This window comes from Streptomyces sp. NPDC006997, from assembly GCF_040635175.1.
Classification (GTDB): Bacteria; Actinomycetota; Actinomycetes; order Streptomycetales; family Streptomycetaceae; genus Streptomyces.
In genome coordinates this window covers 75135-97830 of record NZ_JBEYHH010000022.1, presented here as the reverse complement: position 1 = coordinate 97830, position 22696 = coordinate 75135, and the positions used below count along the sequence as shown (strand labels likewise).

Below are 22696 nucleotides of genomic sequence, written 5' to 3'. Positions count from 1 at the left end.
TGCCCGACGGTCCCGCCACGGTGGCGGGACCGCGGGAGAGAGAAGGAGGGGCAGCGATGCCCAGCGTCTTCCTGCAGGGACGGCCCGTCGAGTCCTACCCGCCGCTGGCGCCCGAGGCCCGGCGCGGTTCGGTGCGGCGGATCACCGAGGTCGGTGATCAGGTGCTGCACAAGCCCTGCCGGGACGTCACGGAGTTCGGTCCCGACCTCGCCGCGCTCATCGACGACATGTTCCTGACGATGTACATCGCCGAGGGCGCCGGACTGGCGGCGAATCAGGTGGGCGTCGCCCTGCGGCTGTTCGTCTACGACTGCCCGGACGACGACGGTGTCCGACATGTCGGGCACATCGTCAACCCGGTGCTCGATCCGCTGGACCCGGCCGGGCGGCGGCTGGTCGACGACAGCGAGGGCTGTCTGTCGGTGCCGGGCGCGATCATGGCGGTGCCGCGTCCGGACCGGGCCGTCGTCCGCGGGTACGACAGGGACGGCGCCCCGCTCGTCATCGAGGGCACCGGGTACTTCGCGCGGTGCCTCGCCCACGAGACCGACCACGTGGACGGTCAGGTGTACCTGGACCGGCTCTCCGCGCGGGAGCGGAAGCTGGCCCTGCGGCAGGTCGCGGACCGGCGGGACGAGGTGTTCGCCCGCCGGGCCGCCAACGTCGAGGCGCTCAGCGCGTAGGAGCCCCGCTCACGCCTTCGGGGCCACCTTGCTCAGGCCGTTGATGATGCGGTCCATCGCGTCGCCGCCCGTGGGGTCCGTCAGGTTGGCGAGCAGCTTCAGGGTGAACCTCATCAGCATCGGGTGGGTCAGACCGCGCTGGGCGGCGATCTGCATGACCTTCGGGTTGCCGATGAGCTTCACGAAGGCGCGGCCGAGGGTGTAGTAGCCGCCGTAGGTGTCCTTGAGCACGCGCGGGTAGCGCTGGAGCGCGGCCTCCCGCTGGGCCGGAGTCGCCCGCGCGTGCGCCTGGACGATGACGTCGGCGGCGAGCTGGCCGGACTCCATGGCGTACGCGATGCCCTCGCCGTTGAAGGGGTTCACGAGCCCGCCCGCGTCGCCGACGAGGAGCAGCCCGCGCGTGTAGTGCGGCTGGCGGTTGAAGGCCATCGGGAGGGCGGCGCCGCGGATCGGGCAGGTCATGTTGTCCGGGGTGTAGCCCCACTCCTCCGGCATGGACGCGCACCACGCCTTCAGCACCTCGCGCCAGTCCAGCTCCTTGAAGGAGTCGGAGGTGTTCAGGACGCCCAGGCCGACGTTGGACGTGCCGTCGCCCATGCCGAAGATCCAGCCGTAGCCGGGCAGGAGGCGGTCCTGGGGGCCGCGGCGGTCCCAGAGTTCCAGCCAGGACTCCAGGTAGTCGTCCTCGTGGCGCGGGGACGTGAAGTACGTGCGGACCGCGACGCCCATCGGGCGGTCCTCGCGGCGGTGCAGGCCCATCGCCAGCGAGAGGCGGGTGGAGTTGCCGTCCGCGGCGATGACGAGGGGCGCGTGGAAGGTGACCTCGCGCTTCTCCTCGCCCATCTTGGCGTGCACGCCGGTGATACGGCCGGTGCGGTCGTCGACGATCGGGGCGCCGACGTTGCAGCGCTCGTGCAGCCGGGCGCCCGCCTTCTGGGCCTGCCGGGCGAGCTGCTCGTCGAAGTCGTCGCGCTTGCGGACGAGGCCGTAGTCGGGGAAGGAGGCGAGATCCGGCCAGTCCAGCTGGAGGCGGACGCCGCCGCCGATGATGCGCAGGCCCTTGTTGCGCAGCCAGCCCGCCTCCTCCGAGATGTCGATGCCCATCGCCACGAGCTGCTTGACCGCGCGCGGGGTGAGACCGTCGCCGCAGACCTTCTCCCGGGGGAACTCGGTCTTCTCCAGCAGCAGTACGTTCAGTCCCGCCTTGGCCAAGTGGTAGGCCGTCGTGGATCCAGCCGGGCCCGCGCCCACGACGATCACATCGGCGGTGTTGTCCGTCAGAGACTCGGCCACGGCGGGATCTCCCCAAGTTCGAAATCTGAGTGCCGACCGGCACTGGACATGGGCAGTCTATTCAGCAGAATTGATCAACCGGCTGAAGGGCTGCCCTCGTGAACCGAACCCTCCCTGTAGTGCGGCTGCGCGTTCCCACCGACGAGGACGCCGTCGCCTGGCACCGGGTGTTCGACCACCCGGACGTCATGGAGTTCCACGGCGGCCGGTCCGCGGAACTGTCCGTCTACGAGGAGCTGACCGCGCGCCAGCGCCGCCATGACGCGGAGCACGGGTTCTGCCTGTGGACCATGCTGGACGAGCAGGACCGGGTCGTCGGCTTCACCGGCGCCCAACCCTGGCCGTGGGAGTGGGGCCCAAAGGGGGAGATCGAGATCGGCTGGCGGCTCGGGCGGGAGCACTGGGGCAAGGGTACGTCGCCGCCGCGGCCCGGGAGACGCTGGAACGGGTGCGGGCGGCGGGGGTGTCGGAGGTCGTGGCGATGGTCAACGCCCGCAACGCGCGGTCGATAGCGGTCACGCGGCGGCTGGGTATGCGGCTCGCCGAGACGTTCATGACGCCGAGCAGTCAGCAGCAGGGGCACTGCTATCGGCTCGCGTTGTGACGGACGGTAGTCGTCGGCTACGGAACGACACCTGCGCGTGCCGGGGGTGGATAGCGCGACCCGGCCCCACGGGGCGGCCCGGCCCCACGGGGCGGCCCGGCGCCACGGGGTGCCGCTCCTTGGGCCGGGAGCCGCCCCAACGGCACGGCTGCCCGCGGATGAGCGGATGAGCGGACCCGCTACTTCGACGGCTGGGTCTTGAAGCCTCGGTGCAGGGCCACCACGCCACCCGACAGGTTGCGCCAGGCCACGCTCGACCACCCCGCCCCGCGTAGGCGGTCCGCGAGGGAGGGCTGGTCGGGCCAGGCTCGGATGGACTCGGCCAGGTAGACGTACGCGTCGGGGTTGGAGGAGACCGCGCGGGCGACCGGGGGCAGGGCGCGCATCAGGTACTCGGTGTAGACCGTGCGGAAGGGCGCCCACGTCGGGTGGGAGAACTCGCAGATGACCACGCGCCCCCCGGGCCGGGTCACCCGGTACATCTCGCGCAGCGCGGCGTCCGTGTCCTGGACGTTGCGCAACCCGAAGGAGATCGTCACCGCGTCGAAGGTGTCGTCCCGGAACGGCAGTCGCGTCGCGTCACCCGCGGTGAACGGCATCCACGGCTGGCGCCGCTTGCCGACCTGGAGCATCCCGAGGGAGAAGTCGCAGGGCACGACGTACGCGCCCGCGCGGGTGAACGGCAGGGAGGAGGTCCCCGTACCCGCCGCGAGGTCGAGGACCTTCTGCGCGGGCCGGGCGTCGACCGCCCGCGCGACCTCCTTGCGCCATCGCCGGTCCTGGCCGAGGGACAGCACGTCGTTGGTCAGGTCGTACCGTTCCGCGACGTCGTCGAACATCGAGGCGACTTCGTGCGGCTGCTTTTCCAGGGATGCGCGGGTCACGGAGCCATTCTTGCAGCAGGGGTCACGGCCGGACCGCCCGGGAGGAGGCGCGGCGGTTTCCGCGCCGCCACGTCCTCCACCCACCCGCACAGCAGCACGAACGCCCCGATCAGCACCCACGCCACGCCGAACACGAACCACTGGCTCCCCAGCGGCAGATGAACCTCGAAGGCGGGGACCTCCCAGAACCGGTCGGACCACGCCTTGGCGTACCTCAGCAGGGTCACGAACCCCGCCGACCAGGAGGCCTGCGCGAGCGGGTCGTCGTCGAGGTCGTAGCCGCCGTACTCGGCCTGGTGGGCCAGCGCGTACCAGCCGCCGTAGCCGAGCGCGGTGGGCGGAGCCGACGAGCCAGCGGCACAGGTACGTCGCCAGGTCCCACAGGCCGGTGCCGAGGCGGTCGTCCGGCGGCTGCCCGGCGAAGGTGAGGACCAGCGCCGGCACGAGGGAGAGGCCGAGCACCGCGACCGGGGCCCGCCGGAACGGCCACAGCGGCGGTGGGGAGAGGAGGACGAACCAGAGGTAGCCATCGGCGACTCGGCCGTGGCGTCCCGGAGAACCGGCACGGAGCCCGCCGTACGCTCACCGCCGCCGGTGCACCAACCGCCCCGCGCACACCGTGGCGACGGCCTCCCCCACCCCGTACTCCCCGGCGAAGACGGCGAGATCGGCGCGCCCGCCCGCGTCGAGCGGACCGGGAGACGCGTTCCCGGCCACCACCCGCACGTCGTTCCGCTCGGCCGCCCCGCGCAGCTCGGCCGTGTCCGCGTACGCGGCGAGGACCGCCGTGGCCCCCCGTTTCAGCACCGCGTGCACCCGCTCGCGCGGCGAGGGCGCGTCCGGCAGCGGACCGTCGTGGACGAGGCCGGGCCCGAGGACGCCGGGCCACCGCCGCACCCGCGCGCCCGGGAACCGCGCGGTCAGCTCGGTGAGCGTCCCGACGGCGGCGATCCGCGCCCCGTCGACGGCGACGGCGCCGTCCTTCAGACCCCCGGCACCGCCCGACAGCTCCCCGGAACCGCCGACCACCAGGTCGGCGGCGTGGATGGTCAGCACCTGGTCAGTTGGAAGCCAGCAGCTTCAGCTCGGGATGGGCGGTGCCGCCCTCGATGGCGGTGGAGGAGATGTGGGACATCACGCGCCCGTCGACGGGGTCGTCGGCCGGGTCCTCGTGGACGTGCAGGTGCTCGTAGGTCGTGGACCGCTGGGCGGGCACCCGGTCGGCGCCGCGGATCATCTCGATCATCTCCATCAGGTTGGAGCGGTGCTTGGCACCGGCCGCGGAGACGACGTTCTCCTCCAGCATGATCGAACCGAGGTCGTCGGCGCCGTAGTGCAGGGTGAGCTGGCCCGCGTCCTTGCCGGTGGTGAGCCAGGAGCCCTGGATGTGGGCGACGTTGTCGAAGAAGAGCCGGGCGACGGCGATCATCCGCAGGTACTCGAAGATGGTGGCCTGGGTACGGCCCTTCAGGTGGTTGTTCTGCGGCTGGTACAGGTACGGGATGAAGGCGCGGAAGCCGCCGGTCCGGTCCTGTACGTCGCGGATCATCCGCAGGTGCTCGATGCGCTCGGCGTTGGTCTCGCCGGTCCCCATCAGCATGGTGGACGTCGACTCGACCCCGAGGTCGTGCGCCGTCTCCATGATCTCCAGCCAGCGCTCGCCGCTCTCCTTCAGCGGGGCGATGGCCTTGCGGGGCCGCTCCGGCAGCAGTTCGGCACCGGCACCGGCGAAGGAGTCGAGCCCGGCGGCGTGGATGCGCCGGATCGCCTCCTCGACGCCCACCTTGGAGATCCGGGCCATGTGCTCGACCTCGGAGGCGCCCAGCGAGTGGATCACGAGCTGCGGGAACTCCGCCTTGATCGCGGCGAAGTGCTTCTCGTAGTACTCGACTCCGTAGTCCGGGTGGTGGCCGCCCTGGAACATGATCTGCGTGCCGCCGAGTTCGACGGTCTCCGCGCACCGGCGCAGGATGTCGTCGAGGTCGCGGGTCCAGCCCTTCGCGGTGTCCTTCGGCGGCGCGTAGAAGGCGCAGAACTTGCACGCCGTGACGCACACGTTCGTGTAGTTGATGTTCCGCTCGATGATGTAGGTCGCGATGTGCTCCACGCCCGCGTACCGCTGGCGGCGCGCGGCGTCGGCGGCGGCGCCCAGCGCGTGCAGCGGGGCGTCGCGGTAGAGCGCGAGCGCCTCCTCGGGCGTGATCCGCCCACCGGCCGCGGCACGGTCGAGCACAGACTGGAGGTCGGCCTTCTCGGTCACCGAAGCGTCCCTTTCGTCAAGGGTTGTGGACAGACCGGCCCAGCCTACGCCAGCCGGTTCCGGCGCCCGCCTACTCCCCCACCCTGGACATCCTGGCCTCCGGCTGGCCCGAGTCCGAGCTGTCCGACTCGTACCGCAGGTCGTCGCCGACCGGGGTGAGCGTCACGGTGTGCGGGGCCTGGCTGCACACGGAACGGTTCCCCTCGGCCCCGACGGCACGCGCCACCAGCCGCTCGCCGTCCACCTGCTTCAACGTCAGTACGTCGGTGCAGACGCCGCCGACCGGATCGGTGTTCCGCACCCGGCCGACCTCCTCGCCCACCTCGGCCTGCCGCACGGTGACCCGGAAGGTGCCCATGGGCAGCGTGCCGCCGAGGGCGGTGCCCGCGCCCTCCCAGGTGCCGAGGTAGCGGTCGGGCACCTCGGCCGCGCCGCCGCCCGACCCCGCGGGGGCGCTCTCGCTCGCCGTCGGGGGCCCGGTGCCCGTGGGCGGCCCGCTGTCGGCCGTGTCCTGGCTGCCGCCGCCCGGCAGCAGGTCGAACACGAACACCGACCCGACCGTCACGGCCGCCACCGCCCCCGCCACCGCGAGCGCGACCGTGCAGCTCAGTCGCCGTCCCCGTCCGCCGGCGCCGGGCGCGGCGGACGCCGACACGGTGACCGCGAGCTTGCCGGGCCGGTCGGCGGGCGCGGCACCGGGCCCCGTGGGAGGGGAGCCGGGCGGCGGTGCCGGCGCGTAGGCGGGCGGATACCCCGTGGGCATCACCGGCGGAGGCCCGAACTGCCCCTGCCCGACACTCCCGTCCGTCGTCACCCCCACGGCCGGACTGCTGAACCCCACCGGCCCGGAAGCGGACGCCCCGTCCCCGGCGGGCACCCCACCCCCGGCGGACCCGCCGTCCACGGCCGCCGCGGCCTCCAGGTTCAGCAGCTGTACGGCGCTCCGGCTGACCTGCTCGACCAGCGCCCCCGGCAGCCACCCGCCGCCGACCAGCCGGGCGGCGCCCTCGGGAGCGAGCCGCGCGGCGATGTCGCGGGGCGTGGGACGGGCGGCCGGGTCCTTCGCCAGGCAGGCGGCGGCCAGTTCCCGCACCTCCCCGCTCAGGGCGCCCAGTTCGGGCTCCTCGTGGACGACCTTGTAGAGCAGGGCGGCGGAGGAGTCCCCGGGGAAGGGCGGCGCGCCGGTCGCGGCGTAGGCCAGGACGGCGCCCAGGGAGAAGACGTCCGCGGCGCCCGTGACGCCCTTGCCGAGGATCTGCTCGGGCGACATGTAGCCGGGCGAGCCGACTGAGACGCCGGTGGAGGTGAGGGAGGCGGTGCCGTCGGTGGCGCGGGCGATGCCGAAGTCGATCAGGAGGGGGCCGTCGAGGGTGAGCAGGACGTTGGACGGCTTCACGTCCCGGTGGACGAGCCCCAGGTCGTGCACGGCCACCAGCGCCTCGGCGAGGCCCGCGCCCAGCGCCCGCACCGAGGCGGCGGGCAGCGGACCGCCGTCGGTGACCGCGGCGGTGAGGGAGGGTCCGGCGGCGTAGGCCGTGGCGATCCACGGCACCGGCGCCTCCGGGTCGGCGTCCAGGACCGGCGCGGTCCAGGCGCCGCCGACCCGCCGCGCCGCCTCTGCCTCCCGCCGGAAGCGGGCGCGGAACTCCTCGTCGAGCGCGAAGTGCGGGTGCACGATCTTGACGGCGACGGTCCGGCCGCCCGCGCTGCGGCCCAGGTAGACGCGTCCCATCCCTCCGGAGCCGAGTCGGCCGAGCAGCCGGTAGGGCCCCACGGTGGTGGGCTCGTCGGCACCGAGCGGTTGCATGACCGCCCCCTTCCCCCGGATGTTCCCCCGTTTTCCCCGCACTGCCCGGAAGGGTATAAGCCCCGCCCCGGGCTGGCGCCCTCCGCTACGGCCGCAGCAGCTCCACCGCCACGTCCGCCGGGAAGCCGGTCGTCGGCCCCACCCGGCGGGCGAACTCCGCGACGGCCGCGAGCTGCGGGGCGCCGAAGCGGAAGTCGAGGGTGGTGAAGTAGCGGGCGAGGACCTCCTCGTCGAACTCCTCCCAGCGGGCGGCGTGTTCGGCGACCTTGTCGACCTCTTCGAGGGAGAGGTTGCGGGAGGCGAGGAACGCCTCGTGGACCTGGCGGGTGATGACCGGCTCCCGCTCCAGGTAGTCGCGCCGCGCCGCCCAGACCGCGAAGACGAACGGCAGCCCGGTCCACTCCTTCCACAGCGCCCCCAGGTCGTACACGTCGAGCCCGAAGCGGGGCCCGTCGACCAGGTTGGCGCGCAGGGCGGCGTCGCCGATGAGGACGGCGGCGTCGGCCTCCTGCATCATCAGGCTGAGGTCGGGCGGGCAGGTGTAGTAGTCGGGCTGGACGCCGAACCGTTCCGCCAGCAGCAGCTGGGCGAGCCGGACCGAGGTGCGCGAGGTGGAGCCGAGGGCGACCCGGGCGCCGTCGAGGCGGTCCAGCGGGACCTGCGAGACGATCACGCAGGACATCACCGGCCCGTCGCAGCCGACGGCGATGTCGGGGAAGGCGACCAGCTCGTCCGCGTGGCGGAGGAACTCGACGAGGGTGACGGGCCCGATGTCGAGGTCTCCCCGCACCAGTCCCTCGCTGAGCTTCTCCGGGGTGTCCTTCGTCAGCTCGAAGTCGAGGAGCGTGCCCGTTCTGGCGAGCCCCCAGTACAGGGGCAGACAGTTCAGGAACTGGATGTGACCGACGCGCGGCCGGGTGCGAGAAATGTCCACATCGGGAGGCTAGCGCCTGCCCGGCGCGCCAGGCCGGCCTGCCCCACGTTGCCCGTCGACGCCCTCGGTCTGGCACGCCGGGGAGGCGCTGACCCTGTGCGGTAGGGTGCACCCTCCCGGGTCGGCGGGGGCTGCGGGGGCTGCGGGGGCTGCGGGGGCTGCGGGGGCAGATGATCGCCACGTCAGCATCACACGCCTCCGTTCAAACATCCGGGTGACGTGATCTTGCCCTCTATTGCATTCCCGTGCGCGCGTGCTAGGCTCGCCGCAAGTTGCAGTTTGGTTTCCCTTGCAGTACAGAGCCTGCGGAGCATGTGACCGCAGGCTCTAGTCGTTCCTAGACGGATGCAGTTGTGCAGAATGCAAATATCTTCACACTTGCTGGTTCTGGAGCAGGGCAACCCTTTGGGCCCAAGGAGGGCTTATGGCTACCGGAACCGTGAAGTGGTTCAACGCCGAAAAGGGCTTTGGTTTCATCGCCCAGGAAGGCGGCGGCCCCGACGTCTTCGTCCACTACTCCGCGATCAACGCGACCGGCTTCCGGTCCCTTGAGGAGAACCAGCAGGTGTCCTTCGACGTCACCCAGGGCCCGAAGGGCCCGCAGGCGGAGAACGTCACCCCGGTCTGATCGATCCTCCGATCCGGGAACGAGTGCAGTACCCAAGGAGCCCCGCGCCGTCCAGTACGGCGACGGGGCTCCTGCCCTTTTCGGCCAGCCGCCGAAAAGGAATTCCCCCGGGCTCACACATGCTGCATGATCAGCACAAAAGCCGTACCGGGTACCAGCGCCTCATACGAATGGGCCACATCCCCCCGGTAACTCAGGTAATCTCCCGGACCCAACTCGACCTCTTCACCGCGCGGACCGGCCTTCAGCCGACCGGCGCCGACCACGAGGTGTTCCACCGACCCCGGAATATGCGGCTCGGACTCGCGCGCCGCGCCGGGTTCCGCCCGTAGCCGGTAGATGTCCCGGCGGGCGCCGGGCGGGCTCGCGGAGAGCAGCGTGGCGACGTAGTTCGCCTGCTCGGAGGCGACGGACAGCCCCTCCCCCGCCCTGATCACCCGCACGGCGGGCGCGGGCGGCTCCACGAGCGCGCTGAACGGCACCCCGAGCGCGACCCCGAGCGCCCACAGGGTCTCCACGCTCGGGTTCCCGGCCCCCGCCTCCAGCTGCGACAGCGTGGACTTGGCGATCCCGGCGCGCTTGGCCAGCTCGGAGAGCGAGAGGCCCGCGCGGGTGCGTTCGCGCCGCAGTGAGGCCGCGATCCACTCCAGGGGAAGGCGCGAGGGCGGCGCCGAGGCCCCGCCCGTGCCGTCGCCGGTACCGCCAGCCATAGCCATCGTTCGCTGCACCATCCCATTCGTTCGCCTTGACGAACGCCGTCGCTCGCGTTCATTCTGTGAAACATGCGTTCGCTACTCCGAACACCCTCGGTCGTCCCCATGATGGCACCCCTCGTCCGTGACGCCTCCCTGGTCTGGCTGGCGAGCGGGGTCGTGGGCGTGTCCTTCGGGGCGATCGCCGTGACCGGCGGGCTGCCGGTATGGGTGCCGGTGGTGATGTCGCTGGTCGTCTACGCGGGCTCGGCCCAGTTCAGCGCGGTCGGTGTGCTGCTGGCCGGGGGCGGTCCGCTCGCCGCGGCGGCCACCGGGCTGCTGCTGAACACCCGCACGGCCGCCTTCAGCCTCGCCGTCGCCGACACCCTGGGGTCGGGACGGCTCGCCCGGCTCCTCGGCGCGCACCTGGTCACCGACGAGACGGTGGCCTTCGCCCTGGCCCAGCCGGACCCGGCCCGGCGCCGGGCCGCCTTCTGGATCTCCGGGCTCGGACTGTTCGCGGTGTGGAACGCGGGCGTCCTGGTCGGCGCGCTGGCGGGCAGCGCGCTCGGGGACACCGGCCGCTACGGCCTGGACGCCGCCTTCCCCGCCGTCCTCGTGGCCCTGGTCCTGCCCGCCCTCCGCGAGGACCGGGCCGTACGCCGGGCCGCCCTGCCCGGCGCGGCGCTCGCGCTGGCCGTGACCCCGGCGGTTCCCGCGGGGGTGCCGGTGCTGCTGGCCCTGGCCGGGCTGGCACCGTACGCGCGACGGGAGCGGGCGGCGTGAGCGCGACGGTCGCGGTGATCCTGGCGCTGGCGGTCGGGACGTACGCCTTCCGGCTGGTGGGTCCGGTGCTGCACGGGCGCGTGGTCCTGCCGGTGCGGGTACGGGAGCTGCTGTCCGCCGGCGCGGTGGTGCTGCTGGTGGCGCTGCTGGCGACGGGCGCGCTGACCGAGGGCGGCGGCTTCGCCGGGTGGGCGCGTCCGGCGGGGGTGCTGGCGGGGGGCGTACTGGCGTGGCGCCGGGCGCCGTTCGCGGTGGTCGTCCTCGGCGCGGCGGGGGCGACGGCGGTACTGCGGGCGCTGGGCGTGGAGTAGCGGGGCCGCTGTCAGTGGCAGCGACTACGGTGCCCCCGTGACCACCGACTCCACGACCCCCGACGCCCCCACCGAGACCAGCACCCGCGCCTTCTACGACGCCATCGCCGAGGACTACGCCGACCAGTTCCGCGACGGCCTGGCCGCGCGGCCGGTGGACCGGGCGCTGCTGTCCGCCTTCGCCGAGTTCGTGGGCGTCGGCGCGGGACCGGTGGCCGACCTGGGCTGCGGGCCCGGCTGGGTCACGGCGTACCTGGCCGACCTGGGGCTGCCGGTGTCCGGGCTCGACCTGTCGGCGTCGATGGTGGCGACAGCCCGGCGCGCCTACCCGCACCTGCGCTTCGAACAGGGGTCGATGCGGGCGCTGGACCTGCCGGACGGCCACCTGGCGGGGGTGGTGTCGTACTACTCCTCCATCCACACCCCGGTGGACGAACTGCCGGAGCTGTTCGCGGAGTTCCACCGCGTGCTGGCCCCCGGCGGGCACCTCTTCCTCGCCTTCCAGGTCGGCGACGAGCCCCGCCGTCTCGACCGCCCCTACGGCCACCCGGTCACCCTGGACTTCCTGCGCCGCCGCCCGGAACGGATGGCGGAGCTGCTGACCGCGGCCGGGTTCACGCTCCGGACGCGGGCGGTGCGGGAGCCGGAGGAGGCGTTCGCGGAGACGACCCCCCACGCGTTCCTGATCGCCCGGAAGACGGACTCCGGCCCGGCAGGCGCCCCCTAACTCCCGTACATCGCCTCCACCTCCCGCGTGAAGTCGCGCAGGATCGCCTCGCGTCGGAGCTTCATCGACGGTGTCAGGTGGCCCGCCGTCTCCGTGAAGTCGTGGGGGAGGATCGTGAAGCGGCGGATGGACTCGGGGCGGGAGACCATCTTGTTGGCCTCGTCGACGGAGCGCTGGAGGACGGCGCGCAGTTCCTCGTCCCGGGCGAGGTCCTCGGGTGGGGCCGGGGGGCGGCCGTTCATCTGGCGCCAGTGGTTGGCGCCGTCGACGTCGAGGGTGATGAGGGCGGTGACGTAGGGGCGGCGGTCGCCGAGGACCAGGCACTGGGAGATCAGGGGGTGGCTGCGGAGCCGGTTCTCCAGCGGGGCCGGGGCGACGTTCTTGCCGCCCGCGGTGATGAGGATCTCCTTCTTCCGCCCGGTGATGGTGAGGTAGCCCTCGTCGTCGAGGCGGCCGATGTCGCCGGTCGGGAACCAGCCGTCGGGGGCGGCCGGGACGACGCCGCCCGCGTGCGGGTCCCAGTAGCCGCGGAACACCTGGCCGCCGGAGAGCAGGATCTCCCCGTCGGCGGCGATGCGGACGCGGGTGCCGGGCAGCGGCCAGCCGACCGTGCCGAGCCGAGGTCTGAGGGGCGGGGTGACCGTCGCGGCGCCGGTGCACTCGGTGAGGCCGTACCCCTCGTAGATCTCCATGCCCGCGCCCGCGTAGAAGGCCGCCAGGTCCCGGCCCAGCGGTGAGCCGCCGCAGATCAGATAGCGGACCCGGCCGCCGAGGGCGCCCCGGATGCGGCGGTAGACCAGCGGGTCGTAGAGGGCACGGGCCGCCTTCAGACCGGCGCCGGGGCCGGGACCCGTGCCCTGTTTGCGGGCCTCCACCGCCTCGCCGTGGCGGCGGGCCACCTTGGCGGCGCGTGCGAAGGCGCCGGCCTTGCCGCCGCGTTCGGCGGTGGCGCGGGCGCTGTTGTAGACCTTCTCCAGCATGTACGGGATGGCCAGCAGGAACGTCGGCCGGAACGCGGCGAGGTCGGCGATCAGGTCCTCCGCCTTCATGCTGGGCGTGTGCCCGAGCCGGACCCGGGCGCGGACGCAGGCCACGGCCACCATCCGCCCGAAGACGTGGGAGAGGGGGAGGAAGAGCAGGGTGGACGGCTCGGCGGTGGTGCGGGCCCGGAAGACCGGGTAGAGGAGTTCGATCGCGTTGTCGACCTCGGCCAGGAAGTTGCCGTGCGTCAGCGCGCACCCCTTGGGGCGGCCGGTCGTCCCCGAGGTGTAGACGAGCGTGGCGAGCGTGTCCGGGCCGAGCACCCCGCGCCGTACGTCGACCTCCTGGTCCGGCACCGGCCCGCCCAGCTCCGTGAGCCGCCGCACGTGCCCCTTCTCGATGACCCACAGGTGCCGCAGGTCGGGCAGGTGGCCCAGTTCGGGGCCGAGAGCCGCCGCCTGGCCGGCGGTCTCGGTGACCAGGGCGACCGCGCCCGCGTCCTGGAGGATCCACCGGACCTGGAAGACGGACGAGGTCGGGTAGACGGGGACCGTCACCAGTCCGGCGGCCCAGGCGGCGAAGTCGAGCAGCGTCCACTCGTACGACGTCCGTGCCATCACCGCGATCCGGTCGCCCGGTGTCAGCCCCTCCGCTATCAGCCCCTTGGCCAGGTCGAGCACCTCGCGCGCGAACTCCGCCGCCGTCAGGTCCGACCAACTCCCCTGCCGGTCACGGCGGCTGACGACCCGATGGTCCGGCGCCACGGCCGCGTTCTCGAACGGCAGGTCGGCCAGCGAGCCGTGCGACACGGGCGGCACCAGCGGGGGTACGGCCACCTCGCGTACCTCGCCGTCCAGCCGCCGGATCTCCGGCTCCACCAGGACCGGGCCGCCGTCGGGGTCGTAGTCCAGCTCCGGCGACGGACCGGTGGGGTCGGACGGCACGGGCGAGGAGGACGAGTACGAGAGGGGCATGGCGACTCCAGGGGCCTTCCGGCGGGCGTACTGCTCCGCGGCATGAGGTACGCGGCGGGGGTACGGCGGCGTTCACCGGCCGCGGGTCGCGGGGACGACGCGTGCCGCAGGTCGGCAGCGTGATCGTACGGCTCCCGGGTGGGGAGTACGTGCGGGTAAGGGGCGGGTCCGGGGACGGGCGTGTGCAGTCCCCGGGGGTGCGGGCGCGGCCGTCACCCCGTACGCCCCGGAGATTTACCTACGGTAACCTTACTCGGAGGTAAGGACGAGAGACCGGTCCCCACAAGCTGGAGTCGCCCATGGCAGCCGACCGCTATCTGAGCTTCACCGGCACCGCGCCCGGCCGCTTCCTCACCCGGCGCCTGGGACTGCCCCAGCCGGTACCGCTCAGCCGCTGGTCACCGGAACGGCCCGCGCTGGAGGGCACGTTGCGCCACCTGGTGGCAGGCGGCGGCACACCCGCTCCCGACCTCGGCGCCGTCCTCGCCCGTACGGGACTCAAGCCCGCGGACGACCACGCCACGGCGCCCGTCGCCGCCGTCGTCCTCGACGCCACCGGCGTCCGTGACGTGACCGCGCTCGCCGGGGTGCACGCCGCCCTGCACCCCGTCGTGCGGTCGGTGGCGGCCAGCGGCCGGGTGCTGGTCCTCGGGGCCCCGCTCGACCCCGCCGACCACCACCAGGCCGCCGCCCAGCAGGCGTTGGAGGGCTTCACGCGCTCCCTCGGCAAGGAGATCGGCCGCGGCAGGACCGTCAACCTCGTCCGGCTCACCGACCCGGCCGCCGCCGAGTCCACCCTCCGCTTCCTGCTCTCGCCGAAGTCGGCGTACGTCAGCGGCCAGGTGATCGAGGTCGGGCCCACCCCCGCCGCGCCCCACCCGGAAGGCCCCCGCACCGCCCTGGTCACCGGCGCCGCCCGCGGCATCGGCGCCGCCGTCGCCGGGACGCTGGCCAGGGACGGCGCCCGGGTCGTCGTCCTCGACGTGCCGTCGGCCGGGGCGGACGCCGAGCGGCTCGCGGACCGACTCGGCGGCACCGCCCTCGCGTTGGACGTCACCGCCGCCGACGCGGCCGACCGGATCGCCGCCGCGCTGCCCGACGGCCTCGACGTGCTGGTGCACAACGCGGGCGTCACCCGCGACCGGCGCCTGGTCAACATGGACGCCGCGCGCTGGGGTTCCGTCCTCGACGTCAACCTGGCGAGCGTGCTGCGCACCACCGACGCCCTGCTCGCGGACGGCGCCCTGCGCCCCGGCGGCCGGATCGTCGCCACCGCCTCCATCGCGGGCCTCGCCGGGAACGCCGGGCAGACCAACTACGCCGCGAGCAAGGCGGGCGTCGCCGGACTGGTCCGCGCCCTCGCGCCCCGGGCCCGCGAGGCGCACGGCGTCACCGTGAACGCGGTCGCGCCGGGCTTCATCGAGACCCGGATGACGGCCGCGGTCCCGCTGTTCCTCCGGGAGGCGGGACGCCGGATGAACTCCCTCGCGCAGGGCGGGCGTCCCGAGGACGTCGCCGAGACCGTCGCCTGGCTCGCCCATCCCGCGTCGGGCGCCGTCAACGGACAGGTGGTCCGGGTCTGCGGCCAGAGTCTGCTGGGGGCGTAGTGATCCTCCTCAACGACGCCCCGGCCCTCGCGCCGCTGCTCGCCCGCGGCGCCCTGTTCTCGCCCTTCAAACGCCCCCGCTCCGGCGCCGCGTTCCCCCGCACCCGGCTGGTGCTGCCGGGCGTGCGCGTCGACCTCGCGCGGCTCGCGGCGTACGAGCGCGTGTGCGGCTTCCCCGCCCCCGGCGACGACGCGCTGCCCCTGACCTACCCGCACGTCCTCGGCTTCCCGCTCGCCATGAGCCTGATGAGCGGCCGGGACTTCCCGCTGCCGCTGCTCGGCCTCGTCCACACCACGCTCGCGGTCTCCCGGTACGCCACCCTCCCGGCCACCGGCACGTACGACATCTCCGTGTACGTCGACCAGTTGGCCTCGCACCGCCGCGGCACGCAGGCGACGGTCGTGACCCAGATGGAGCGCGACGGGGAACTCGTGTGGGAGTCCTCCAGCACCTACCTCTCCCGGCACCACCGCCCCGCCGCCCCCGCCGACGGCGACTCCGCCGCGCCCCCGCTCCCCGCGCTCCGGCGTACGCTGCCCACCCGCGCGGAGTGGCGGCTCGGCGCCGACCTGGGCCGGCGGTACGGCGCGGTGTCCGGCGACCGCAACCCCATCCACCTGCACCCCCTCACCGCCCGCCCGTTCGGCTTCCGGCGCCCCATCGCCCACGGCATGTGGACCGTCGCCCGCTGCCTGGCCGCCCACGGCACGGCGGAGGCGGTACGGGTCCGCGCGGAGTTCCGGGCGCCGGTGCCGCTGCCGGGGGTGGTGCGGTACACGGCGGACGACGAGGGACGGTTCGAACTGCGCGGCGGGGAGCGGGTGCACCTGACGGGGTACGTGAACTGACCGCCTGGGCGTGCGGCTGCTCGGGCGGCGGCGGGGTCCACTGACCGCCTAGGCGTGCGACTGCTCGGGCGGCGGCAGGGTCCACTGACCGCCTAGGCGTGCGGCTGCTCGGGCGGCGGCGGGGTCCACTGCCTGCCGCGCATCAGGCTGCCGAGGCCCGCCCAGGCGAAGTTCATCAGCGTCGCCGCCGCCTGCCGCGCCGTGACGCCCGGCGTCGCGTTGGCCCAGTCCGCGAGCGACTCGGCGGCCCCGACCAGCGCCTCCGCGAGCCCGGCCACCTCACGCTCGGGCAGGTCGGGGTCCCGGTGGGCCTCCCGCGCGGCGGCGGCTATGAGCCCCGTCACGAAGGCGACGATCTCCGCGCGCAACGCCGTCAGCTCGGCGGCGAACCGCTCCCCGTGCGTACGGGCGTGGAGGTGCAGCACGCTCCAGGCGTCCGGGTGCCGGGCGGTGTGCGTGAAGAACGCCAGCAGCCCGTCCCAGAGTTGGCGGTCGGCGGGCCGTTCCGGGGCCACGCCGGAGCGCACGGCGGCGACCAGCGCGGTCGCCTCACGGCGGATGCAGGCGGTGAAGAGGTCGTCCTTGGAGTTCAGGTACAGGTACACCAACGGCTTGGACACGCCCGCGAGTTCGGCGATGTCGTCCATGGACGCCGCCATGTACCCCCGCTGCCCGAAGATCCGTACGGCGGCGTCCAGCATCTGCTGTTCACGGACGGCACGCGGCATCCGCTTGGTCTTCACGGCACCCATGGGGAAAGACTACGGTTCGCGCACCCGTGTCCCGTACCCGCGAGGACCGTCCGCGGGGATTCAGGACGTCTGGCCCTGCGCCGCCCGCGCCGCGTCGTCGGCCAGGTCCTCCTGGCTGCGGTTGGCCTCCATGTCGGCCTTGACCCGGTCGACCTTGCGCACGATCTGCTCGGAGGCCCGGTCCCGCTCCTTGCGCAGCACCACGAAACTGATCGGCGCGGAGACGACCAGGGAGAGCAGCAGCACCCACATGCCGTTGGAGTCCCCGAGACCGCGCGGTGCGACGCCGGAGTAGACGAGGCCCCAGACGGCCAGGAGGCAGCCCACGAAGACACCGAGGCGCATCAGCGTGTAGCGGAGCATCTCAATCCACTCTTCCTTCACCGGAACATTTCGACCGCGTTTTCCACCGTCCAGTGAAGCACGGGGACCGGGAGGTCTCGGACGGGGGTCCGTCAGCGCAGCGTGAGCAGCATCGTGATGTCGTCCCGGAGGTCGTCCGGCGCCACCCGGATCGCGTCGGGCACCCGCCCGACCTCCTGGTAACCGCAGGAGGCGTAGAACCGCTCCAGACCGAGCCCGCCCCGGCAGGTCAGCCGGATCGCGTCGACCCCGCCGACCGCGCGGGCCGCGTCGGCGGCGGCGGCCATCACCTCACGGCCGTACCCCCGGCCCTGGTACCGCGGGTGCACCATCACCGTGTAGAGCCACGCCCAGTGGGTCATCAGCCGGTGCGTGTTGAAGGTGAGGAACGCGGAGGCGGCCAGCCGCCCGGTCTCGTCGTGGCCGACGACCAGCCGACTGCGCCCCTCCGCCATCGCCGTGAGCTGCTTCAGCAGCTCCGGCCGGATCGCCTCCGGGCCCACGGGCGGTACGAACCCGACCGCCCCGCCCGCGTTGGTCACGTCCGCCCACATGCCGAGGACGCCGTCGCGCAGGTCCGGGGTGACGGCGGGGTCGAGGGTGAAGGCGAGCGGCATCCGGTGCTCACACCCGCATCGGCTGCGGCGCCTCACGGACCCCGGCCCGCGGACCGTCGTACTCCCGGATGACCTCGTACCGGGTGTTCCGCTCCACCGGCCGGAACCCAGCGTCCCGGATCAGCTCCAGCAGGTCGTCGCGGGTCAGCTTGTTCGGGGTGCCGTAGTGGTCCGCGTCATGCGTGATCTTGTACTCGACGACCGACCCGTCCATGTCGTCCGCCCCGTGCTGGAGCGCGAACTGCGCGGTCTGGAGCCCGTGCATCACCCAGAACACCTTCACGTGCGGCACGTTGTCGAACAGCAGGCGCGACACCGCGAACGTCTTCAGCGCCTCCGCCGGGGTCGCCATGGTCGTCCGGGCCTGGAGCCGGTTGCGGACCTTGCCGTCCTTCATGTCGACGAAGTCGTGCTGGTAGCGCAGCGGGATGAAGACCTGGAAGCCCCCGGTCTCGTCCTGGAGCTCCCGCAGCCGCAGCACGTGGTCCACCCGGTGCCGGGGCTCCTCGATGTGGCCGTACAGCATGGTGCACGGGGTCTTCAGACCCTTCTCGTGCGCCAGCCGGTGGATGCGCGACCAGTCCTCCCAGTGGGTGCGGTGGTCGACGATGTGCTGCCGCACCTCCCAGTCGAAGATCTCCGCGCCGCCGCCGGTCAGCGACTCGAGCCCCGCGTCGATCAGCTCGTCCAGGATCTCGCTCGCGCTCAGCCCGGAGATCGTCTCGAAGTGGTGGATCTCGGTCGCGGTGAACGCCTTCAGGGACACGTCCGGCAGCGCGGCCTTCAGCTCCCGCAGCGAGCGCGGGTAGTAGCGCCACGGCAGGTTCGGGTGCAGCCCGTTGACGATGTGCAGCTCGGTGAGGTTCTCGCCCTCCATCTCCTGGGCGAGCTTCACCGCCTCCTCGATGCGCATCGTGTACGCGTCCTTCTCGCCCGGCTTGCGCTGGAACGAGCAGTAGGCGCAGGACGCCGTGCACACGTTGGTCATGTTGAGGTGGCGGTTGACGTTGAAGTGGACGACGTCGCCGTTCATCCGCGTCCGCACCTCGTGCGCGAGGCCGCCCAGCCAGGCCAGGTCGTCCGACGCGTACAGCGCGATGCCGTCCTCGCGGGTCAGCCGCTCACCGGAGCGGACCTTCTCCTCCAGCTCCCGCTTGAGCCCGACGTCCATGCGACACCTCTCTGAAGAAACCGGTTCCGACCCACCGTACGCCCCGCCCGTCACACCTCTTCGGGCAGCTCACCCACGCGGTTCTCCCACTTCGTGGAGAGCACGATGGTGGTACGGGTCCGGGAGACGCCCTTCGTTACCGACAGCCGCCGGATGATCCGCTCCAGGCCGTCCACGTCGTTCGCGCGCACCTTGAGCATGTACGAGTCCTCACCGGCGATGAACCAGCAGTCCTCGATCTCGGGGAGGTCCCGCATCCGGCGCGCCACGTCCTCGTGGTCGGTGGCGTCGGAGAGCGAGATGCCGATCAGGGCGGTGACGCCGAGGCCCAGCGAGGCGGCGTTCACGGTGGCCCGGTAACCGGTGATGACACCGGCCGCCTCCAGCCGGTTGATCCGGTCGGTGACGCTGGGGCCCGACAGTCCGACGAGGCGCCCCAGCTCCGCGTACGAGGCCCGGCCGTTCTCCCTCAGGGCCTGGATGAGCTGCCTGTCCACCGCGTCCATGCGATCGATGCCTTCCACTGGAGAGAGTCGGGTAAGAGAAGGGGAGGGGAGGGAGGAGGGACTCAGGCGCGGGGCCCGCCGAGTTCGCCCTTCCAGCGGTCGTAGAGCCGGTGCGGGACACCGACCGTGTCCAGCACCCGCCCGGCGACGAAGTCGACGAGGTCCTGGATGTGCGTGGCGCCCGCGTAGAAGGCGGGCGAGGTCGGGACGACGGCCGCCCCGGCGTCGTCCAGGGCGACCAGGTGGCGCAGCGTCTGACCGGTCAGCGGCGACTCGCGCACGGCGACGGCCAGCGGGCGCCGCTCCTTCAGCGTCACGCTCGCCGCCCGCTGCAACAGGTCCTTGGACAGCCCCAGGGCCACCCCCGCGACACACGCCGTCGAGGCGGGCACGACCAGCATCCCCCTGGCCCGGTACGACCCCGACGACGGCCCCGCCGCCAGGTCGGAGGCGCGCCAGTACCGCACGTCCGACAGGTCCACGGTGAACGTCCCCGGCTTGCCGTCGGCGCCCCGGGCCAGCCACGCGGCCAGGTCCTCCCGCCAGTGGGCGTCCCGGAACGAGATGCCCGTCTCGTCGAGCAGGGTCAGCCGCGAGGCCCGGCTGACGACCAGGTCGACGCTCTCCCCGGCCGCGAGCAGCGCCCGCAGCACGGCAGCCGCGTACGGCGTCCCGGACGCTCCCGAGACCCCCACGATCCAAGGCACGCGCTGCGTTTCTCCTGCGTTCACATCACGAGCCTACCGGCGCGGTGACCCGACCTGAGGACGGGTGCGCCCCTCAGACCGTCAGACCCCGGACCAGCAGATCGAGCAGCGCGCACCCGAACAGGGCGATGCCGATGAAACCGTTGACGCTGAAGAAGGCACGGTTCACCCGGGACAGGTCGTGCGGCCGGACGATCGAGTGCTCGTAGACGAACGCACCGGCCACCACCAGCAGACCCAGCCAGAGGAAGACGCCCGCGTCCGTCGCCACCGCGTACCAGGCGAACAGCGCCGTCGTCACCACGTGGCAGGCCCGCGCCCCCCAGATCGCCGCCGGGACGCCGAACCGGGCCGGGACCGAGCGGACGCCGGTCTCCCGGTCGGTGTCGACGTCCTGACAGGCGTAGATCAGGTCGAAGCCGCCGATCCAGACGCCGACGGCCAGCCCCAGGATCACGGCGTCCCAGGACCAGGACCCGCTGATCGCCAGCCAGCCGCCGACCGGCCCCATCGCCTGGGCCAGCCCCAGGATGGCCTGCGGGAAGTCCGTGAACCGCTTGCCGTACGGGTAGACGACCATCGGGACCACCGCGACCGGCGCGAGCGCCAGGCAGAGCGGGTTGAGCAGCGCCGCCGCGCCGAGGAAGACCACCAGGGCGACCAGCGCGCCGGTCCACGCGTGCCGGACCGACACCGCGCCGGTGACCAGTTCGCGGTGGGCGGTGCGCGGGTTCCGGGCGTCGATCTCGCGGTCGATGATCCGGTTGGCGGCCATCGCGAAGGTGCGCAGGCCGACCATGGCGAGGGTGACCAGGAGCAGGCGGCCCCAGTGGATGTTCCGGTCCCACTCGTACATCGCGGTGAGCGCGGCGATGTAGGCGAAGGGCAGCGCGAAGACGGAGTGCTCGATCATCACGAGGCGCAGGAAGGCTTTCGTACGCCCCGGCTGCTGCGGGAGCGCCGCTGAGGCCGCGGAGGTCGTCACAGGCCGTACTCCGGATCACCCCCGCGGTGGCGGGGAAACCCCGTCTCCGCGCTGCTCTTCGCCATAATGACCTGCCACCTCACAGTCCGTACTCCTTCCAACGCCGCGTCACCCGTTCGGCCGTATCCGGGTCCGACTCCACCATGTCCGGCCATCCCCCGTCGCGCGTGTACCCCTCCTCGGGCCACTTCCGCGTCGCGTCGATGCCCGCCTTGCCGCCCCAGAACTGCTGGTAGGAGGCGTGGTCGAGATGGTCGACGGGACCTTCGACGAGGGTCAGGTCCCGGGCGTAGTCGGTGTTCCCGAGCGCCCGCCAGGCGACCTCGTGCAGGTCGTGGACGTCGCAGTCGCTGTCCACGACGATGATCAGCTTCGTCAGGGACATCATGTGCGCGCCCCAGACCGCGTGCATCGTCTTCTGCGCGTGCTTGGGGTACTTCTTGTCGATCGAGACGATCGCGCAGTTGTGGAAGCCGCCCGCCTCGGGCAGGTGGTAGTCCACGATGTCCGGGATGATGATCTTCAGCAGCGGCAGGAAGAACCGCTCCGTCGCCCGCCCCAGCGGCCCGTCCTCCGTGGGTGGCCGACCGACGACGATCGACTGGAGCAACGGCCGCTTCCGCGTCGTCACGCAGTCGATGGTCAGCGCCGGGAACGGCTCCTGCGGCGTGTAGAACCCGGTGTGGTCCCCGAACGGCCCCTCGGGCAGCATCTCGCCGGGCTCCAGCCACCCCTCCAGCACGACCTCCGCCTGCGCCGGCACCTGGAGCGGCACCGTCTTGCAGTCGACCATCTCGATCCGCTTGCCCGCGAGGAACCCGGCGAACAGGTACTCGTCGATGTCCCCGGGCAGCGGCGCCGTGGAGGCGTAGGAGACGGCGGGCGGGCAGCCGAAGGCGATGGCGACCGGCAGCCGCTCCCCGCGCCGGGCCGCGACCTGGTAGTGGTTGCGGCTGTCCTTGTGGATCTGCCAGTGCATCCCGATCGTGCGCCGGTCGTGGCGCTGGAGCCGGTACAGACCGAGGTTGCGGACGCCCGACTCGGGGTCCTTGGTGTGGGTCAGGCCCAGGTTGAAGAAGGACCCGCCGTCCTTGGGCCAGGTGAACAGCGCGGGCAGCCGCTCCAGGTCGACGTCGTCCCCGGTCAGCACGGTCTCCTGCACCGGAGCGTCCCTGACCTTCTTCGGCGGTACGTGCGTCATCGCGCCGAGCTTCCCGAACGCCTCCCGCACCCCGACGAACCCGTGCGGCAGCTCCGGCTTCAGCAGCCCGCCGATCCGCTCGGAGATCTCGTCGTACGACGTCAGTCCGAGCGCCTTCAGCAGCCTGCGGTCGGTGCCGAAGACGTTCATGGCCAGCGGCATCGCCGAGCCCCTGACGTTCTCGAAGAGCAGCGCCGGACCGCCGGACTTCTGCACCCGGTCGACGATCTCCCCGACCTCCAGATACGGATCCACCTCGGCCTTGATGCGCTTGAGGTCGCCCTCTCGCTCCAGGGCCCTGAGCAGCGAGCGAAGATCGTCGTAAGCCATGCGGACAAGTATCCCCGAGGGGCTACCCTGGCCCCGTCACGGGGC

The 22696-nt window shown here is 72.8% G+C and carries 23 protein-coding genes and 2 pseudogenes; 8 read left to right on the top strand and 17 right to left on the bottom strand.

The window, feature by feature from the left end:
* The first annotated feature begins 56 nt into the window (after nucleotides 1-56).
* The gene (def, locus tag ABZ659_RS22690) at nucleotides 57-683 is read left to right on the top strand and encodes a peptide deformylase (RefSeq protein WP_360222972.1); all 627 of its coding nucleotides are present in this window, start codon (nucleotides 57-59) and stop codon (nucleotides 681-683) included.
* A 9-nt stretch (nucleotides 684-692) separates the two neighbouring features.
* Here the strand turns inward: def and ABZ659_RS22685 are convergent, their stop codons facing one another.
* A complete protein-coding gene (locus ABZ659_RS22685) occupies nucleotides 693-1976 on the bottom strand; it encodes a geranylgeranyl reductase family protein (protein WP_360222969.1) in 1284 nt (427 codons plus the stop codon).
* A gap of 98 nt (nucleotides 1977-2074) precedes the next feature.
* On the opposite strand from ABZ659_RS22685, the pseudogene ABZ659_RS22680 reads away from it, so the two are divergent.
* Nucleotides 2075-2580 (top strand): annotated as a pseudogene (locus tag ABZ659_RS22680) (GNAT family N-acetyltransferase).
* A 179-nt stretch (nucleotides 2581-2759) separates the two neighbouring features.
* On the opposite strand, the gene ABZ659_RS22675 reads toward ABZ659_RS22680, so the two are convergent.
* The 6 genes and pseudogenes from ABZ659_RS22675 to ABZ659_RS22650 form a co-directional block, all read right to left on the bottom strand.
* Nucleotides 2760-3464, bottom strand: coding sequence for a demethylmenaquinone methyltransferase (locus tag ABZ659_RS22675; protein WP_360222966.1), 705 nt, complete (start codon nucleotides 3462-3464; stop codon nucleotides 2760-2762).
* Nucleotides 3461-3989: pseudogene (locus ABZ659_RS22670) on the bottom strand (acyltransferase); the annotation flags it as partial. The pseudogene ABZ659_RS22670 and the gene ABZ659_RS22675, both read right to left, overlap by 4 nt.
* A 57-nt stretch (nucleotides 3990-4046) precedes the next feature.
* Nucleotides 4047-4511 carry a hypothetical protein gene (locus ABZ659_RS22665; protein ID WP_360223074.1) on the bottom strand — a complete coding sequence of 155 codons (465 nt, stop codon included), beginning with the start codon at nucleotides 4509-4511 and terminating at the stop codon, nucleotides 4047-4049.
* Nucleotides 4512-4524: 13 nt separating this feature from the next.
* Complete coding sequence (mqnC, locus tag ABZ659_RS22660; RefSeq protein WP_360222963.1) at nucleotides 4525-5724, bottom strand: cyclic dehypoxanthinyl futalosine synthase; 1200 nt, start codon at nucleotides 5722-5724, stop codon at nucleotides 4525-4527.
* Between the two features lie 70 nt (nucleotides 5725-5794).
* Nucleotides 5795-7531 carry a serine/threonine-protein kinase gene (locus ABZ659_RS22655; protein ID WP_360222960.1) on the bottom strand — a complete coding sequence of 579 codons (1737 nt, stop codon included), beginning with the start codon at nucleotides 7529-7531 and terminating at the stop codon, nucleotides 5795-5797.
* A gap of 85 nt (nucleotides 7532-7616) precedes the next feature.
* The gene (locus tag ABZ659_RS22650) at nucleotides 7617-8465 is read right to left on the bottom strand and encodes a menaquinone biosynthesis protein (RefSeq protein ID WP_360222957.1); all 849 of its coding nucleotides are present in this window, start codon (nucleotides 8463-8465) and stop codon (nucleotides 7617-7619) included.
* Nucleotides 8466-8889: 424 nt separating this feature from the next.
* Here ABZ659_RS22650 and ABZ659_RS22645 point away from each other — a divergent pair, with 424 nt between their 5' ends.
* Nucleotides 8890-9093, top strand: a complete 204-nt coding sequence (locus tag ABZ659_RS22645) for a cold-shock protein (protein WP_004984723.1) — start codon at nucleotides 8890-8892, stop codon at nucleotides 9091-9093.
* 113 nt (nucleotides 9094-9206) lie between these two features.
* On the opposite strand, the gene ABZ659_RS22640 is transcribed toward ABZ659_RS22645, so the two are convergent.
* Nucleotides 9207-9803 carry an XRE family transcriptional regulator gene (locus tag ABZ659_RS22640; RefSeq protein ID WP_360223071.1) on the bottom strand — a complete coding sequence of 199 codons (597 nt, stop codon included), beginning with the start codon at nucleotides 9801-9803 and terminating at the stop codon, nucleotides 9207-9209.
* A gap of 108 nt (nucleotides 9804-9911) precedes the next feature.
* On the opposite strand from ABZ659_RS22640, the gene ABZ659_RS22635 reads away from it, so the two are divergent.
* The 3 genes from ABZ659_RS22635 to ABZ659_RS22625 are packed head-to-tail and all read left to right on the top strand — an operon-like array spanning nucleotide 9912 to nucleotide 11609.
* Complete coding sequence (locus tag ABZ659_RS22635; RefSeq protein WP_360222954.1) at nucleotides 9912-10571, top strand: AzlC family ABC transporter permease; 660 nt, start codon at nucleotides 9912-9914, stop codon at nucleotides 10569-10571.
* Complete coding sequence (locus ABZ659_RS22630; protein ID WP_360222951.1) at nucleotides 10568-10882, top strand: AzlD domain-containing protein; 315 nt, start codon at nucleotides 10568-10570, stop codon at nucleotides 10880-10882. The genes ABZ659_RS22635 and ABZ659_RS22630 overlap by 4 nt, the downstream gene beginning before the upstream one ends.
* A 37-nt stretch (nucleotides 10883-10919) precedes the next feature.
* A complete protein-coding gene (locus ABZ659_RS22625; RefSeq protein WP_360222948.1) occupies nucleotides 10920-11609 on the top strand; it encodes a class I SAM-dependent methyltransferase in 690 nt (229 codons plus the stop codon).
* On the opposite strand, the gene ABZ659_RS22620 is transcribed toward ABZ659_RS22625, so the two are convergent.
* Complete coding sequence (locus ABZ659_RS22620) at nucleotides 11606-13564, bottom strand: AMP-dependent synthetase/ligase (protein ID WP_360222945.1); 1959 nt, start codon at nucleotides 13562-13564, stop codon at nucleotides 11606-11608. The two genes, ABZ659_RS22625 and ABZ659_RS22620, sit on opposite strands and share 4 nt — an antisense overlap.
* A gap of 299 nt (nucleotides 13565-13863) precedes the next feature.
* Between ABZ659_RS22620 and ABZ659_RS22615 the strand changes: the two genes are divergently transcribed.
* Complete coding sequence (locus tag ABZ659_RS22615) at nucleotides 13864-15171, top strand: 3-oxoacyl-ACP reductase (protein ID WP_360222942.1); 1308 nt, start codon at nucleotides 13864-13866, stop codon at nucleotides 15169-15171.
* Entirely contained in the window at nucleotides 15171-16019 is an 849-nt protein-coding gene (locus ABZ659_RS22610) for a MaoC/PaaZ C-terminal domain-containing protein (RefSeq protein ID WP_360222939.1), read from the top strand. The genes ABZ659_RS22615 and ABZ659_RS22610 overlap by 1 nt, the downstream gene beginning before the upstream one ends.
* Nucleotides 16020-16111: 92 nt before the next feature.
* Here ABZ659_RS22610 and ABZ659_RS22605 read toward each other — a convergent pair whose 3' ends face one another.
* From ABZ659_RS22605 to ABZ659_RS22570, 8 genes are all read right to left on the bottom strand, one after another.
* Nucleotides 16112-16771 carry a TetR/AcrR family transcriptional regulator gene (locus ABZ659_RS22605; RefSeq protein ID WP_360222936.1) on the bottom strand — a complete coding sequence of 220 codons (660 nt, stop codon included), beginning with the start codon at nucleotides 16769-16771 and terminating at the stop codon, nucleotides 16112-16114.
* A gap of 60 nt (nucleotides 16772-16831) precedes the next feature.
* Entirely contained in the window at nucleotides 16832-17134 is a 303-nt protein-coding gene (locus ABZ659_RS22600) for a DUF4229 domain-containing protein (protein WP_360222933.1), read from the bottom strand.
* Nucleotides 17135-17226: 92 nt separating this feature from the next.
* Nucleotides 17227-17751, bottom strand: coding sequence for a GNAT family N-acetyltransferase (locus ABZ659_RS22595; protein ID WP_360222930.1), 525 nt, complete (start codon nucleotides 17749-17751; stop codon nucleotides 17227-17229).
* A gap of 7 nt (nucleotides 17752-17758) precedes the next feature.
* Nucleotides 17759-18922: an aminofutalosine synthase MqnE gene (gene mqnE / locus ABZ659_RS22590; RefSeq protein WP_360222927.1), complete on the bottom strand. Its 1164-nt coding sequence runs from the start codon at nucleotides 18920-18922 to the stop codon at nucleotides 17759-17761.
* Between the two features lie 50 nt (nucleotides 18923-18972).
* Nucleotides 18973-19428 carry an Lrp/AsnC family transcriptional regulator gene (locus ABZ659_RS22585; protein ID WP_360222924.1) on the bottom strand — a complete coding sequence of 152 codons (456 nt, stop codon included), beginning with the start codon at nucleotides 19426-19428 and terminating at the stop codon, nucleotides 18973-18975.
* Between the two features lie 62 nt (nucleotides 19429-19490).
* Complete coding sequence (locus ABZ659_RS22580) at nucleotides 19491-20159, bottom strand: UbiX family flavin prenyltransferase (protein ID WP_360222921.1); 669 nt, start codon at nucleotides 20157-20159, stop codon at nucleotides 19491-19493.
* A 49-nt stretch (nucleotides 20160-20208) separates the two neighbouring features.
* The gene (gene mqnP / locus ABZ659_RS22575) at nucleotides 20209-21120 is read right to left on the bottom strand and encodes a menaquinone biosynthesis prenyltransferase MqnP (protein ID WP_360222918.1); all 912 of its coding nucleotides are present in this window, start codon (nucleotides 21118-21120) and stop codon (nucleotides 20209-20211) included.
* A 79-nt stretch (nucleotides 21121-21199) separates the two neighbouring features.
* On the bottom strand, nucleotides 21200-22651 hold the full coding sequence (locus tag ABZ659_RS22570; protein WP_360222915.1) for a menaquinone biosynthesis decarboxylase: 1452 nt from the start codon (nucleotides 22649-22651) through the stop codon (nucleotides 21200-21202).
* Nucleotides 22652-22696 lie beyond the last annotated feature (45 nt).

Coding starts and splice junctions, on each gene's coding strand:
- def (WP_360222972.1), top strand. CDS start 57: ATGCCCAGCGTCTTCCTGCAGGGACGGCCCGTCGAGTCCTACCCGCCG.
- ABZ659_RS22655 (WP_360222960.1), bottom strand. CDS start 7,531: ATGCAACCGCTCGGTGCCGACGAGCCCACCACCGTGGGGCCCTACCGG.
- ABZ659_RS22645 (WP_004984723.1), top strand. CDS start 8,890: ATGGCTACCGGAACCGTGAAGTGGTTCAACGCCGAAAAGGGCTTTGGT.
- ABZ659_RS22640 (WP_360223071.1), bottom strand. CDS start 9,803: ATGGCTGGCGGTACCGGCGACGGCACGGGCGGGGCCTCGGCGCCGCCC.
- ABZ659_RS22635 (WP_360222954.1), top strand. CDS start 9,912: ATGATGGCACCCCTCGTCCGTGACGCCTCCCTGGTCTGGCTGGCGAGC.
- ABZ659_RS22620 (WP_360222945.1), bottom strand. CDS start 13,564: ATGCCCCTCTCGTACTCGTCCTCCTCGCCCGTGCCGTCCGACCCCACC.
- ABZ659_RS22615 (WP_360222942.1), top strand. CDS start 13,864: ATGGCAGCCGACCGCTATCTGAGCTTCACCGGCACCGCGCCCGGCCGC.
- ABZ659_RS22605 (WP_360222936.1), bottom strand. CDS start 16,771: ATGGGTGCCGTGAAGACCAAGCGGATGCCGCGTGCCGTCCGTGAACAG.
- ABZ659_RS22600 (WP_360222933.1), bottom strand. CDS start 17,134: ATGCTCCGCTACACGCTGATGCGCCTCGGTGTCTTCGTGGGCTGCCTC.
- ABZ659_RS22595 (WP_360222930.1), bottom strand. CDS start 17,751: ATGCCGCTCGCCTTCACCCTCGACCCCGCCGTCACCCCGGACCTGCGC.
- mqnE (WP_360222927.1), bottom strand. CDS start 18,922: ATGGACGTCGGGCTCAAGCGGGAGCTGGAGGAGAAGGTCCGCTCCGGT.
- ABZ659_RS22585 (WP_360222924.1), bottom strand. CDS start 19,428: ATGGACGCGGTGGACAGGCAGCTCATCCAGGCCCTGAGGGAGAACGGC.
- ABZ659_RS22570 (WP_360222915.1), bottom strand. CDS start 22,651: ATGGCTTACGACGATCTTCGCTCGCTGCTCAGGGCCCTGGAGCGAGAG.